We start from the raw sequence: 13,523 nt of genomic DNA, 5'->3' as shown, positions 1-13,523 counted from the left end.
GCTTCACCTCGTTTCTTCATTCTGTTTTGGCGGTCTGGTGTCAAAGGCAGCGAACAGGTCAGAGAATACAGGGTGTATCTGGATAACGCCCACACGACCGTAGAGGTCTTGAAACAGGCATTGCCCGTTCTCCAAATCCCTTAGACGCTTCTGGTTGTTTTCGTCGTCTTTATCCACGCCGAAAAATTCAAGGGTGTTCTTAATCTCACTGATGTCCGTGGAACGGAACGCAAATTTCAAACCGATATTGTTCTTCATCTTCTCGTCGTCCACGTCACCAGAGTTCTGTGTCACGAAGTAGACAGCGGCGTTCATGGAACGCCCTGCACGTATGAGCTTATTGGACAGAGCCTTGCCCTGTGCCACCTGCAAGAACGTCCACGCTTCATCTAAATCCACCATCTTGAAAACGCTACGGTCTGAATGGATAAAGTCGAGGGCAAAGGTGGAAATGACAATCAGCATAGCCACCGAGAGCAGCTCCATTGTGGTGTATTCCTCAAACTTTGTGTCACGGTCGGGCAGCACAAGGTCAGCCACCTGTATGACGTTTAGCTGCCTGTCTAAGCTGATGGACTGTTCCACCGTACCATCGGAAAAGAGCAAGTGTGCAAAGTCATAGTCCACCATGCTCTCGATATGCTCCGCTATGTTGTTGGACACGGGCGTGTTTTCTTTTCTAAGCTCATCAATGACAAGCAGCAGCCCATGCCTTTTTCCCTGTGTCACACAGCGGATTGCCTTTCTAAGCACAGGGAATTTTTCACCGTCACGGGAGCTGATACCTGTTAAAAAGGTCAGTATGTCGATGGCAAGGCTCTCGGCGTCTTTTAGGTTCTTCATAATCACGTAGGGGTCAAGCAGCCCCTTGTTCCTTGCTTCACTGGTAAGGTTCACGATATTGATTTCATGGGCGATTTCTGGCAGTGTTTCTTTCCAGTTCCCACGCTCACTTTTGGGGTCTACAATGACCGCACTGCCGCCGAACAGCACCGCATAATAGACAATGAGGTTGTTGGCAAAGGATTTCCCACCGCCCAGTGAGCCTAAAAAAGCGGCAGCCAGAGCATTTGTGACAGAGCCTTTGACTCCCTGTGCCGCAAGGCTGGGCTTCAAGTACACATTTCTGCCTGTATCAAGGTTATAGCCGATATAGATACCGTCATTTTCCCCAAGCTGCTGTGTCGCACCAAAGCCAAGGCCAGCAAGGAAGTCCGAAGTCACGTACTGGATATAATCGTTGATATACCGCTTGCTGGCAGGGATAAACTCCCCGTGTAACCCAAGCATATCCCCGAACGGGCGCACCAATTTTACATTGAGGTCGTCGTAAAAATCTTTTACTTCATCACAGCGGCGTTTCAGCTCGTCTAAGCTATCAGCCGCCACACGCACCACATAGGACAGCTTATACATGGACTCTTTGGACTGGTCAAGGGCAGTTTCCAGCTCATTCACCGAGTCGAGGGCTTCTACCACGTTGCTGCTGGTTTCGTTGTTGGACTCCCATGCGTGGTTATCCAAGTCTTTCAGTTCTTTCTTTTTATTGCGGACGGTCGTCAATGCTTTTTTGTTGGTGACGATTTCTACATTCATGGAAGTGGAAACAGGGAACGTGAATTGCTGCTGTTGGTAGTAGAAAATCTCGCTTGAGGGAAAATCCAGCTCCCCGACGATATTGTTAATGGTGAAGTAGGCCACATACGTTGTCTGATCTTCACTGTCCAGCTTTAGGTATCGCTGGTTTTCTGTAATCTGGCAGCGTGTGGGACGGATAAGGTCGTACCGCTTTACCAGCGTTTCCTTTTTCAGCTTCTTTACAGGAAAGTCATAGGCGTAGTCCTCATAAGCAATCCCTGTTTTCCCGTAGATATGCTCCAAGAGGTATCCGAAGTCTTTCTTTTCCAACCGCCTTATTTTAAACCGCCTTGAGATTTTGCTCTCCAAGAGCTTTTCCATCTTTCGGAAACGGTTGATTTCATCATTACTCATGGAAACAAAGTCCCCCATCAGATGATGGTTGACCTCATAGAGAAAATCAGCAAAGGTCATGGCAGCGGACTTCCTTGCGTTTTTCAGACTGATTTCTTCCTCATTCACCAGCAGCTTGAAGCCAAGGAAAAAGCGGTAGTCAATCTGATTTTCCCCAATCATTTCCACCAGAGCTTCGGTCTGCTCGTCTATCTTTGCACAGGCGACCTCACGGAGTCGGCCTGTGACCTCCTGTTTGGAGCGTTCCTGTGTGGCTCGGATACTGGACTCGGTGCTGATCTGCAAGGCGTGTATCTTCCCGTCACGGTTCTGGGCGATTAACTGGCGGAAGTTGTCATGCACCATGTACTTTTCCTCTGGGGATAAGAACGAATAATTGTAGGGTGTCAGCTCATAGTAGGCAAAGCACTCCCCATCATGGTTGAATACAAGGTTGTTTTCGATATATTTAATCGGGAACATATAAATCACTCCTAACTGCTGTGACAGCGGTATTGAAAGTTTCCGTTTTCAGCTTGACCGTCTTTCCTGCATAGGTCACTTTGGGGCGGAGCAGGTAGCTGATACTGGACTTTAGGAAACCGAAAGGCTTCTTGCCATCAAAGGTTTTCTGGCTCGCAAACCACGTGACTGCCACGGGGATACCAAAGTATTTGAGGAACGCACCGTCAATCATGTTCAGCGGCGGCAGCTCGGCAAACACAATCACCGCAAACAGGGATACCACGAACCATGCCATCTGTGTGAACGTGATGGGGAACGGGAGCTGAAAATCATTGATGGCGTAAATGACCTTTTCCACGCTCCAGATACTTGTATAGCTTCTTATTTTCTTCAATGTTGTGTACCATTCCTTTCTGTGAAAATAGAAACAGCAGCCTGCTTTTTACAGACTGCTGTGCAATGAAATAAGCTGCCAGAACCGCTTTTGTGTTGGTCTGCCAGCCAGTTAATACAGGCACTCAAAAACTCCGTACCTTGTTTCCACGAAGCAGCCCTCCAAGTCAAGGTCACGGGCAAAGGCTTCATAGTCAATGTAATGTTTCAATCGGTCGGGTATCTCACCCAGAGCTTCGCACTCATCAATGAGGTGATAGGCAACGTCCACCATGTCGTCACAGCCAGGGTACTGAATGATGTCGTCCTTGTGGTCGTGAAGTTCCTCTATGCTGCAAAACTGGCAGAGCAGGTCGTCTATCACTTCATTTAACGGATAGTCCAGTTCCTCCACCATAGCGCACAGACGGTTCACTTCCTCAATGGGCGTGTACTCGTCGATTTCAAAGGGCAGCTCATAGTCATGGATTGCGTATTCCTCGTAACGGTCATTCAAGCCGATACGTTCTGCCATCTCGTCATAGTCCACAGGTGGCATGAACCAGTCACCTACAAGCTCACCCTCGCTATATTTGCCTAAGTTGGCGATATAGACCCTCATTTCCTCCATAGGGACACCGCCTTACGGGTAACGGAACACGCCGCTGGAAGTAAAGAGGTAAGCGTCGCTTTGTTCCAGCTCATGCCCGTAGGAAGTAAAGTCAATGTGCTGCACCAGTTCTGGCGGCAGCTCCCCGAAGCAGTGTTCCTCCATGATGAGGTATTCAGCCAGCGCAGCCGAGTCCGACACGTCATAGTGGCGTATCTCGTCCTTATGGTCGATAAAGTCCTCGATATTTTGAAACCACTTTGCCTGTATTTCTTTCAACTCATTTCCCACAGGTGTGCCCTCGATTTCCTGTATCATGCGGCACAGAACATTGATTTCCCATAAGGGCATATCGGGGTTTAAGGCAAAGGGCAGCTCATAGTCTGCAATCTCAAAATCTTCCTCGTGTTCGACACCAAGCCTTTCCTTGATTTCCTCCAAGTCCACAGGGCAGTTGAACCATGCGCCTGCATACCCGTCCTCGTCCTCATGGTAGGGCTTTCTGATGTCGAGGATATATAATCTCATTTCATACATTTGTTATCAAATCACGTCCTTTCTGCTGCTCCATGACAGCGGTTAAGATGGAATACCTTACGCCGAAAACAGAGCGTGAAAAATTTTCTAACTGGTTGAGGGGATAGGCAGAGGGCGGCAGCTTTTTTAGTTCCTGCCAGACCTCACGTTTGTAGCTCGGCAGGTCGGAGATATGTGTGCAGCCGATTTTCCCCTGTATATCAGTAAATATGTCTTTTTGTACCATTCCGTCACCCCCTTTTCATTCCCCCTATGCCCGAACTCCCATAGGGGGATAGGTAAGTTTGCGGCAAGCGCAAACTTATGATTTTAAGCTCCGATAATCTTGTTAAACAGTTGCAGCAACACGTCTTTCACGCCGCCAGCATTGAACACCAAGCCGACCGCAATCAAGGCAATCACCAGAAAGCCGATAAGTTTGCTGAACTCACGTTTGAAGCCTAAGTAAATGCCAATCACCACAATCGCCATAAGCACAAGGCTCTGTGCATTGCTTAAAAACCAGTTGTATAAGTTCTGTCCGAAATTCATCTGTCTTTGCTCCTTTCCATTTCTTTTAAGTGGGTGTCCGCTTCTTTTCCTACTTGCAGGATACACATAAGCACCACACCCATGCCCATTCCTACTGACACCAGCAGCAGGTCAAACAATAAATGCCACATTTTTCATTCCTCCTTGTCGTCCACGGTCATTTCCTCCACGGTGACGGATAGCTGCTGTAAGACCTTTTCCAGTCGGTCAGTCAGCTTTGCGTTTTTCACCATGTCCTTAATGATCGTCGTGTTGTTGAGTCTGTCCAGCTTTTCAGCCACCTGTAAGGTGGGGGCAACCTGCCTTGCCAGCCAGTTCAGCGTCCGCTGGAAGTTATAAGGCTCTGGTTTTGTCGTCAGTTTCAGCCGACCACGGTTCTCACCGATAAACCAAGCCCAACGCTCATTTGTCTGCCATTCGCTACGACGCTTTGTTTCGTCTTTGTCAGCAAAACGCACATAACGGTTGATGATGGAAAAGGCAGTGCGTTCAGCGTCGTGGTAGGTCAGCAGGTCACGCAGCGCATAATAGGCTCGCTCATTCTTTAAGCGGATTTCAAATCGGTTCTTGATGGGTGTTTCCTCCACTGGAATATCGTATTTCACATACTGCTCGTAGTCTTTTTCATACACGCAGAAGTAAACCTCTGATTTCAGCGAACCGATATAGAGCGTATGTCCCATGCTGGACTTGTTTTCTTCATGGCTCTGAACCAGCTCCCCAGAACGGTAGGACTTAAAGCTACGGAATACGGAGATACATTCCTCGTTCCTGCATTTCCTTGTCAGCTCTGGAATATCCAGTATCCCCACCATATCATTGATGGCAAGGTCTATCCGCTTGCATACTCCGCCCTCACACAGAGCGTCCATAAAGAAGTCGTACCAGCTCCTATGCTGTGCCAGCAGGAAGTTTTCAAACTGGCGGCAGCCTTTTCCTTTCAGTTCCAGCAGCACCCCTTTTTCCTCGTCGGGGGATACCAAAACGAAGATGTCCCCCATGTAGTAATGCTCTGGATAGGAATAAAAACCAAAGTCCTCATGTATCATAAAATCCAGCTTTAATTTAAGGATTGTTTCTACCACGAACCGCACGTCTGTGGTGGGAAAACGTATCCTCACGTAATCAAACAACATGGTAAGCGGTGTTTCTGGATTGTACCGTTCCAGAGCTTGCAGCAGGTTTTCTTTCAGTTCTTCGCTGGGGGCGGCACTGCCAGACTCTATCTTATTAAGGTACTGCCTTGTAATGCCAGCAGCCACCGCCAGCTTGTTTTGTGAAACACCGTATGCCAGCCGCTTTTCTTTGAAATCCTTTATCCAGCCAGCGTCATTCAGCAAAATCCCTCCTATCTGGAAACGGAAGTGTCAACTGAAAGCGGTCTTGTTGACACCATCAAAAAGCAGGAAAAGTCCCCGTTTCACAAGGACTTTCCATACTTTTATGACTGTTTCCTATTGTATTTGTGCCCCTCTGTTAGATACCGAGGGGCTTATGGTTGGCGTGGCTTGCGCCACCCCAACAAAGGCTAGTCCGTGCCAGCGGCTTTCGCTTTGCACGCCGCCTGCCCGTCCTGCCTTTGGTCGTTTTTATTCAACCGTCAATTCAAATTCTTGTGGATTATCCACAATGTTGTAATCGGTCAGCACACCTTCTTTTGCTGTATAACTAAAAGTGAATAGGGGTTCACCTTTTTTTACATCATGTTCAGACAGGTACACCGAAGCGTGCAGTTCATTGGGAATACCATAATCATAGCTGAATAGCACGTTTCCGAAGTTGTTTTCCCTGCATTTTCTGACGATCTCTTTTGCACAATCCTTTTTATCGGGGATATATAGTCTGTTCACCACGACAATAAGGTGTTCTTCTTTATAAACGCCTGCTGTGAGGGAATAGCTGTTGTAAACAGACATTTCCCGTCCATTCTGTAAATAATCTGTCGCCATTACTGCCACAATAAATATAGTAGCAAGACCTAATAATTTTTTACTGCTCATCCAGAACACTCCTTTACCCTGTATATACATACAGTGTACTGTAATACATCTTATTATTCAATACAGTTGTATATATAATTAACAAAAAGGACGGGTATAGAAGAATGATGATATACATTGATTTAGAGCAGCTATTGAAAGAAAAGAAGATTAGCAAAAATAAGGTATGTGAAGCCTGTAAGCTGCAACGAACACAACTCAATAATTATTGCAAGGGTAAAGTCACCAGAATAGACCTTGCGATACTTGCCAGATTATGCGAATTTCTTGACTGTACGCCAAATGACATATTGAAGCTACGTTAAAGCTATGGGGATTTTTCCGTAGCTTCTTTTTTTGTCATCTTTCCTGCTAGTTCTCCGATAACAGCTATAAAATCATGCCCTTTGGGGACAAGGGGAGTGTAAAACTCACTGATGACACTTGTCCCCACATCAACATAGCCACGCCCTCTGATCTGCTTCAGAAAAAAGTCTTTGTCTACTTCGCCGAACATCATCGAATAGCCCAGCTCTGACATTCGCCCTAAAGCCACACGGAAATTAAACTGGTCGCGGATACCGTCGCCTAAGTATTTAGCGTCTGGCCGCTGACAGGCGAGTATCAGAAAATAGCCTGCCTGCCGCCCAAGCATGACAATCTGTTTCAGCTTATTCAAGACCGCAGCGTTTTCCTTTGTCGTCAGCATTTCCATGAAAGCCACGTATTCATCAAAAATCAGAAAGTGGGGCGGCAGACCTAAATAGGCGTAGTTTTCCCCCGTCTTGTAGCCCTCTAACTGCTTCATGGTTTCGCTCCGTTCCATCATGCCCTCATAAAAACGGTCGATACAGTCTGTGATTTCCTCCTTTCGGTAGTAGACTTCGGGCATGACATTGGACAGGTCGGCAAGGTCAGCGTTCTTTGGGTCAAGCACATACATTTTGGCGTTGGTACGCAGGAGGGCTTCTATGATGGTAAGGATAAAATACGTCTTACCGCCACCCGTGCCGCCAGCTATCAGCATATGGGGGAGCTTGTCATACTCCCACCAGACGTTTGCCATGAGCTTTAAGCTGCCATTTTCCGCCCGTACCTCATCAATGGTGATACGGTTGGCTATGGTGTCATAGAGCAGGATATATTCCACAAAGCTGTCTTTCAGCTCTTTGGAAACCAGCTCACAGTAAAGCCCTGTTTCCAGCTTCTTTTCCAAGTGCAGGAGCTGGTCTTGATATTTCCCCAGCGTGATTTCAGCCAGAATGTGAATGAGTCCGTTATCCAAGCGGTAGTACACTTTGGGGAAATGGGTGATTTTCTCTTTTGACCTGCTGGCTGGCAGGTCTTTGAAAAAGCCGCTGTCCTGTGACTGCTCGGACTCGTACCAGCCATTTTCCAGTATCATACGGGAAAGTTTCTGGCGGTGGCAGAGCTGCTTTATCTTGTCTGGACAGTAACGGGCATACAGGAACGAAGCCACGCCGCACACCAGAGCCGCAGCCATGACGGAAACCACCATATAAGGCGTGACGGTAAGTTTTATGCTGCCCTCATGCAGCAGCGAAACCCTGTTCCAGTCGGTGTGCAGCAGGGCAGGGATATTCAGCAGCAGGAGTATCCCAAGGAACAGCACTGCCAGCCGCAGGGTGATTGACCGCACCACCAGCGACCTGTCACTGGCTCGGATACGGTTGCCTTTCCTCTGTATCTGTTTCATAAGTCCTCCTTTCTCATCGGTTGTAATTTTGTGTATTGTAGCGGCAGGTGTTTTTATCAAATTGCGGCTGCTGAATGGTTTCATAGACTCTGTTGGAAACCCGCTTTTGGAACAGCAGGCTATGGTCTTTTGGGTAGTTATTTCTCACATAGCAGGGATAGTCCCTTAAAATCTGCCTTGCTTCTTTTGTTAAGGGGTAGATATAGCGGAACATAAGCCCGTTGATCTTCTCAATCCCTTTGTACTCACAGAAAGCATGGGTCAGCCAGTGCCGCTTTTTGACTCCATCTATACGGGCATTTTCTTCCAGCAGTATTCTGGCACTTCGGGGGTGTATCTTTTCCCCCGTCTGGCTGTCACGGTACACGCTGGTCTTAAAGCTGCCAAGATAGTAGAAGTTAGAAGCCTGATATACGTAACCGCATTTTCCCTCTATACCATCTGCAAGGGTATATAGAAAAAGGCAGCCTGTATTATCCCGAAGCCACTTAATCAAAGTGGAAAGGGCTAGGCTGCCAAAATACTGGTTGTGGTTCATTTCTGGGAGAAAGCACATTTTCCCGATTTCAAGGTAATCCGCTGTCACAAGCTCATGCTGTGGGAAAATCTTGTGGATTGTCTGTAAGGGTTGCGTGCCCCACCCAAGTTCCACCACACCTGTCAACTGGTTTTCATGGTAAATCCCCAGAAAATAGACACATAGACGGGGTATCACTTTGGAATAGTGGTACTCACGAATGAAAGCAACCGCTGTTTCTCTGGGGATTTCCTGTATCGTTAAATTCTCAATAAATCCTTGACTCCTTTCTGCAAAATCACCAGCCCCCATTTACAGGTCTACTTCCCGTTTGGGCTGTCTTTCTTTGGCTGCTGGTGCTGTGGGTTTCCTGCTGGCTGGTTCTGCTTATTCTTCAAGATAATGTCGTCGGCCTTGATGTACCAGTCCACGTCTGCACCTTGAAAGGTGGCAGTCGCCACCGTGTCCGCCACAGGGTTGATGATTTCCACCTCGACGTTATAGTCAAATTCCTTTAAGGGAACAGAAGCAGGGATACTTACCTGTATCATGCGTCCCTGTCCTCTGGACTTCAAATCATAGGTGCGTTCCTTGATTTCCTCGGATACCGTACCGTCCTCGTTCTGGACGTGTACCTCACGCCGCAAAGCTGAAAATTTCAATACGCCGAATGTTTTTTCCTTGTCAATGATGATACCGTTTGCTAATCTCATAGTTTCTTGACCTCCTTATGCTTTTACCATGTCGTCAGCGGACAGGATATAATTTGTAAATCCACGGTTGCCGATTTTGTAACCGTCAGCAGTGATTTTCGGGTTGATGAGCTTCACTTTTTCCTCCACCTCGAAATTTTTTTCGCCAGCGGACGCAGGCAGGATAACCACAATGTCGTCGGCTCGCTGTACATCAGAATACAAGTTGAAGCTACGGGAAATGACCGTCATGCGCCCATTGACCCTACGCTGTTCGGTCTTGCCCTCGCCAGCAAATTCCAGTGTTCCGAATGTCTTTTCCATGTTTGGGATGACGTGTTTTAATTCCATAAATTTTTACCTCTTTTCTTTCTTCATCTATTTTTGGTGTAAGAGCATGGGGGAGCTACACTCCCCCAAACCCCCTAGTGGACTGTTTTTTTCTATCAATCAAAAAGACGATTGATAGAAAAGAAACAGTGTAAAGGTGAAACCGTGGTCTGATTGATGTTGTGGCGGTGAACGGATAGGCAACTTCATAGGCAGATACCTCAGATACTACTTATCCGTGCCATGCTTCATAGTATAGCGTTTCTTATAGGCTGCAAATGCAAGGCCAACCGCAGAAAGTCCAAGCATGAGAGCAAAGCCAGCCACATTCGTGTTGTCGCCTGTTTTTGGGGAGTCCGTTGGCTTATGGCTAGGGGTAGCTGGTGTTTCTGGCTGCTCTGGTTTCGCTGGTTCTTCTGGCACTTCCTTGATAGCCACTGTCTGTCCCTTGTCCTCAATATCCTTATGTTCTGTGACCTTTACAGGCTTATCTGGATTGGTTACGTCGTAAAGTTCCTCGAATGTGACTAACTGCTTACCTCCAAGGGAAGAAGCGTCGAAAGTAAACTTGATTTCCAGCTCCATTTTGGTATCGGTTGCAGTGAATGTAAGCTCATTTTCCACAGGTTTCCCGTCAATGAGCAGCTCGGCATTTTTGCCTTTGTCCATCTGCCAGCCTTTGAGCTGGTATTTTGTGCCCACTTCCAGACCATCTAAAGTGACGGTATCCACGATTGTGACCTCTTTGCCAGCTTCCACGACTTTTTCACCGTCCATGCTGGCAGCGGACGTGTGGATTTTGATGATACGCTCGGTGATAAGAACCGTCTGTCCCTCGTCCTCTATGTCTTTATGCTCTGTGACCTTTACAGGCTTATCGGGATTGGTTACGTCATAGAGTTCCTCGAATGTCACCAAGTTCTTGCCGCCAAGGGCAGAAGCGTTGAATGTAAAGACAACCTCCACTTTCATTTCCTCTTTATCGGCAGTAAATGTGTAATCACTCTCCACACGCTTGCCATCAATGAGAAGCTCGGCATTTTCGGCCTTGTCCATCTGCCAGCCCTTGAGCTGGTATTTTGAACCTACTTCCAGACCGCTTAAAGTAACAGTGTCCACGATTGTGACCTCTTTGCCAGCAACGATTGATTTTTCACCAGTTTCCTTGTCCGCAGCAGTGGTGTGGATTTTGATGATACGTTCCTTGACAGAAACCGTCTGCCCGTCGTCTGTGATGTCTTTATGCTCCGCAACCTTGACAGGCTCGTTTTTGTCGGACAGGTCGTAAAGTTCCTCAAAAGTCACCAAATCCCTGCCGCCAAGAGCAGAAGCATTGAACGTGTATTCCATTTTGATTTTCATTTCCTCACCGTCAGCAGTGAATGTGTATTCATTCTCCACACGCTTGCCATCAATGAGAAGTTCAGCATTTTCAGCTTTATCCATCTGCCAGCCCTTGAGCTGGTACTTTGTGCCTTTTTTCAGACCGTCCAAAGCAACGGTATCCACGATAGTGACCTCTTTGGCAGCAGTGATTGACTTTTCACCGTCTTTGCTGGCAGCGGTGGTATGGATAGAAAGCTCTTTTTCGTAGTCGTCTGTAAGCGTGCCTAAATCAACGACCGTGTTGTTTCTGGACACCACAATCTCAAAAGCAGGAATGAGCTTGAAGCCTTTGTTGCTTTCGCAGCGGAGTTCTTCAACCATGTAGGTATCATAGAGAAGCGCACCTTTGGAGTCGTCTGGTTCAGACGTTCCAAACCAGATACCGTCCTCGCTGGACGTTCCTTTATTGGTATTCTGTTTGTGGGATACCCAGTCAGAAGCAGTGGAAAACTGCCCATTTTTATCTGTCACGATAATATGGCTCTCCTCAGTCGTCTTGCTGGTGATCCGAAACGGTACGTCCGCAAGACGCTTGTGTGTACCGTCACCGATTTTCACGCCCTCAATGTCGCCACGCTTAATCTGGTTATAGATGGAAGTATCCTCACCAGTCAAATCCACGATTTTTCCATTCTCCTTGATTTCAAATTCGATAGGTTTTGCACCATCTTTCAAGTATCCTGTCGGGCTTTTACTTTCATCAATGCGGTATTTTCCATAGGGTAAAGTATCCGCAGCAGTAGAAGCGATACCGTCAATCCCTGTGAGGATTGTCTTTACCACCTCGTTTTTCTGATAGAGCTTTCCGTCTACCAGTACTGCATTGTCATTTAAGGAAGTAATCGAAAAAGCAGTGTCCTTTAAGGTTGCACCGCCCTGTGGTTTGGTATCCTTTGTTTCATAATCTCTTTTCTGGATTTTCACGCCGCCACGGATAACCTTTTCTGATACGGAGTATTGGTTGCTGCCTGTAAGGACAGCCAGCTCCCCATCTTCGGTAATCTGTGTCAGATACATACCTTTTATCTGTTCCTCGCTGCCATCTGCCTGTAAAAATGCACCGTCCAGTAAGTAACCTGTCGGACTCTTACTTTCGGATACAGTCAGAGTACCAAGCGGCAGGCATGGAACGCCATTCTGTGTGTAGAAGCTGTCGCCAGATACCTTGTAGCTGTCAGCCAGCTTTGTGATGTAATGAATGTTACCGTCGCTGCCTTTTTCAGCCACCGTCTTTGTTATCCATGTACGGGTAGGCTGTTTCGGAAGATTGTCTTTGTTGTAGTAGCCAGCATAGAAATTCCATGTGAACTCTGCACCCTCTAAAGAAGCGTTTCCCTGTGGCACAGATTTTGAAGTATCCATATCAATCTTAAACAGCTCAATAAGGGTAGTTGTGGCCTTTGGGGTATCACTGACTTTCAAGGTAGCGGTCTTTCCAGCCTTGACGGTCAATGGATACACGTTTTTGTCCAGTGTGAAGCCTGCTGGTGCAGACAGTTCCTTGATATAGACCGTACCAGCTTTGACTTCCACAGTTTCCGTGTTCCCATTTTTATCTGTGGTAAGGGTAGCAATCCTGTCCGTGCAGCCTTTGTCGGCAAACACGCCATAGGTCGCACCTGCCACAGAATAGATTGTGCTGCCCTCTGTAAGTCCTGTGTTCGCTGATGATTTTTGCAAGGTGGCATTTCCCACCGCCAGCTTCGCCCAAAACTGTCCCAAGTCCTGCCCGTTGCCAGTATAGATATAGCCCCCGCACTCATAGCGGCCTTTGTTTTCTTTGACGAAAGCCTTTGCGCCAGCGTAGACCTCATTTTGTACTGCTTTGCCTATTTCATCATAAGCAGCCCTTACGTTGTCACACTGCCAGCCGAGGTGTACGCTCAATCGCTGCCAGACAACGCATTGCTCTAACAGATAGACTTGTTTGTAATTCAGCTCCTTGTGACTGGCCGCATACTGTTTGACGTATTCCAAGGAGAGGGCTACGTCCGCAATCTGGTCGGCACTCATACGTGTGCTTGCGTCGCTTCGGGTCTTGTAACCAGATATAAAATCCGTGTTGATGTCAATACAGTAGGCGGTTTCACCCTCCACCTGCATAATGCCCTCGTGGAATGTAGAGCCTATGCTGCCATCATTCATCAACTTTTCCACGTAGCCTGCTTTTTCCTGTGCGTCCGTCCAATACTGTTTTTCCGCAGCCTGCACCTGTGAAGCAGGTAAGGTTGTGAAAACCGCAGCCAGACTAAGTACGCCAGCAAGCAGGCGGTTCATAATCTTTTTCATAAGAAATAAATCCTCCTTTTATTTTGGGGTAAAAAAATAGACGCTCATTTCTGAACGTCCGGTCTATCGAAACTATGGAATTTTTGCAGGATAGTTTGTATTATCTTCTATATAATGTAGTTTTTGT

General features: G+C 47.2%; 15 protein-coding genes. 1 reads left to right on the top strand and 14 read right to left on the bottom strand.

Annotated elements, in window-relative coordinates; translation table 11 throughout:
* Positions 1-3 precede the first annotated feature (3 nt).
* The 9 genes from tcpF to LC508_RS27980 form a co-directional block, all read right to left on the bottom strand.
* Positions 4-2,454: a conjugal transfer ATPase TcpF gene (tcpF, locus tag LC508_RS28020; RefSeq protein WP_054353015.1), complete on the bottom strand. Its 2,451-nt coding sequence runs from the start codon at positions 2,452-2,454 to the stop codon at positions 4-6.
* On the bottom strand, positions 2,441-2,830 hold the full coding sequence (locus LC508_RS28015) for a conjugal transfer protein (protein ID WP_025490949.1): 390 nt from the start codon (positions 2,828-2,830) through the stop codon (positions 2,441-2,443). The genes tcpF and LC508_RS28015 overlap by 14 nt, the downstream gene beginning before the upstream one ends.
* 111 nt (positions 2,831-2,941) lie before the next feature.
* Entirely contained in the window at positions 2,942-3,439 is a 498-nt protein-coding gene (locus LC508_RS28010; protein ID WP_103732361.1) for an antirestriction protein ArdA, read from the bottom strand.
* A gap of 12 nt (positions 3,440-3,451) precedes the next feature.
* Entirely contained in the window at positions 3,452-3,955 is a 504-nt protein-coding gene (locus LC508_RS28005; RefSeq protein WP_103732360.1) for an antirestriction protein ArdA, read from the bottom strand.
* Positions 3,948-4,181, bottom strand: a complete 234-nt coding sequence (locus tag LC508_RS28000) for a hypothetical protein (protein ID WP_103732359.1) — start codon at positions 4,179-4,181, stop codon at positions 3,948-3,950. The genes LC508_RS28005 and LC508_RS28000 overlap by 8 nt, the downstream gene beginning before the upstream one ends.
* An 83-nt stretch (positions 4,182-4,264) precedes the next feature.
* Positions 4,265-4,486, bottom strand: coding sequence for a hypothetical protein (locus LC508_RS27995; RefSeq protein WP_025490955.1), 222 nt, complete (start codon positions 4,484-4,486; stop codon positions 4,265-4,267).
* Entirely contained in the window at positions 4,483-4,617 is a 135-nt protein-coding gene (locus LC508_RS27990; RefSeq protein WP_025490956.1) for a DUF3789 domain-containing protein, read from the bottom strand. Before LC508_RS27990 ends, LC508_RS27995 begins: the two co-directional genes overlap by 4 nt.
* 3 nt (positions 4,618-4,620) lie before the next feature.
* Complete coding sequence (mobT, locus tag LC508_RS27985) at positions 4,621-5,829, bottom strand: MobT family relaxase (RefSeq protein WP_442857816.1); 1,209 nt, start codon at positions 5,827-5,829, stop codon at positions 4,621-4,623.
* A 246-nt stretch (positions 5,830-6,075) separates the two neighbouring features.
* Positions 6,076-6,486 (bottom strand): hypothetical protein, encoded by a 411-nt coding sequence (locus tag LC508_RS27980; protein ID WP_054353013.1) that lies wholly within the window; start codon positions 6,484-6,486, stop codon positions 6,076-6,078.
* Between the two features lie 104 nt (positions 6,487-6,590).
* On the opposite strand from LC508_RS27980, the gene LC508_RS27975 reads away from it, so the two are divergent.
* A complete protein-coding gene (locus LC508_RS27975; protein ID WP_054353012.1) occupies positions 6,591-6,791 on the top strand; it encodes a helix-turn-helix domain-containing protein in 201 nt (66 codons plus the stop codon).
* A gap of 2 nt (positions 6,792-6,793) precedes the next feature.
* Here LC508_RS27975 and LC508_RS27970 read toward each other — a convergent pair whose 3' ends face one another.
* The 5 genes from LC508_RS27970 to LC508_RS27950 form a co-directional block, all read right to left on the bottom strand.
* A complete protein-coding gene (locus LC508_RS27970) occupies positions 6,794-8,182 on the bottom strand; it encodes an FtsK/SpoIIIE domain-containing protein (protein ID WP_103732358.1) in 1,389 nt (462 codons plus the stop codon).
* Positions 8,183-8,195: 13 nt separating this feature from the next.
* The gene (locus LC508_RS27965; protein ID WP_103732357.1) at positions 8,196-9,011 is read right to left on the bottom strand and encodes a Mom family adenine methylcarbamoylation protein; all 816 of its coding nucleotides are present in this window, start codon (positions 9,009-9,011) and stop codon (positions 8,196-8,198) included.
* Positions 9,012-9,019: 8 nt separating this feature from the next.
* The gene (locus LC508_RS27960; protein ID WP_103732356.1) at positions 9,020-9,412 is read right to left on the bottom strand and encodes a YdcP family protein; all 393 of its coding nucleotides are present in this window, start codon (positions 9,410-9,412) and stop codon (positions 9,020-9,022) included.
* A gap of 15 nt (positions 9,413-9,427) precedes the next feature.
* Entirely contained in the window at positions 9,428-9,742 is a 315-nt protein-coding gene (locus tag LC508_RS27955) for a YdcP family protein (protein WP_054353011.1), read from the bottom strand.
* A 207-nt stretch (positions 9,743-9,949) separates the two neighbouring features.
* A complete protein-coding gene (locus LC508_RS27950) occupies positions 9,950-13,396 on the bottom strand; it encodes a VaFE repeat-containing surface-anchored protein (protein ID WP_103732448.1) in 3,447 nt (1,148 codons plus the stop codon).
* Positions 13,397-13,523 lie beyond the last annotated feature (127 nt).

It is taken from the genome of Blautia parvula (assembly GCF_020215665.1).
Taxonomy (GTDB): Bacteria; Bacillota; Clostridia; order Lachnospirales; family Lachnospiraceae; genus Blautia; species Blautia celeris.
The sequence above is the reverse complement of the archived record's forward strand: the minus strand, read 5'-3'. Positions and strand labels throughout refer to the sequence as shown.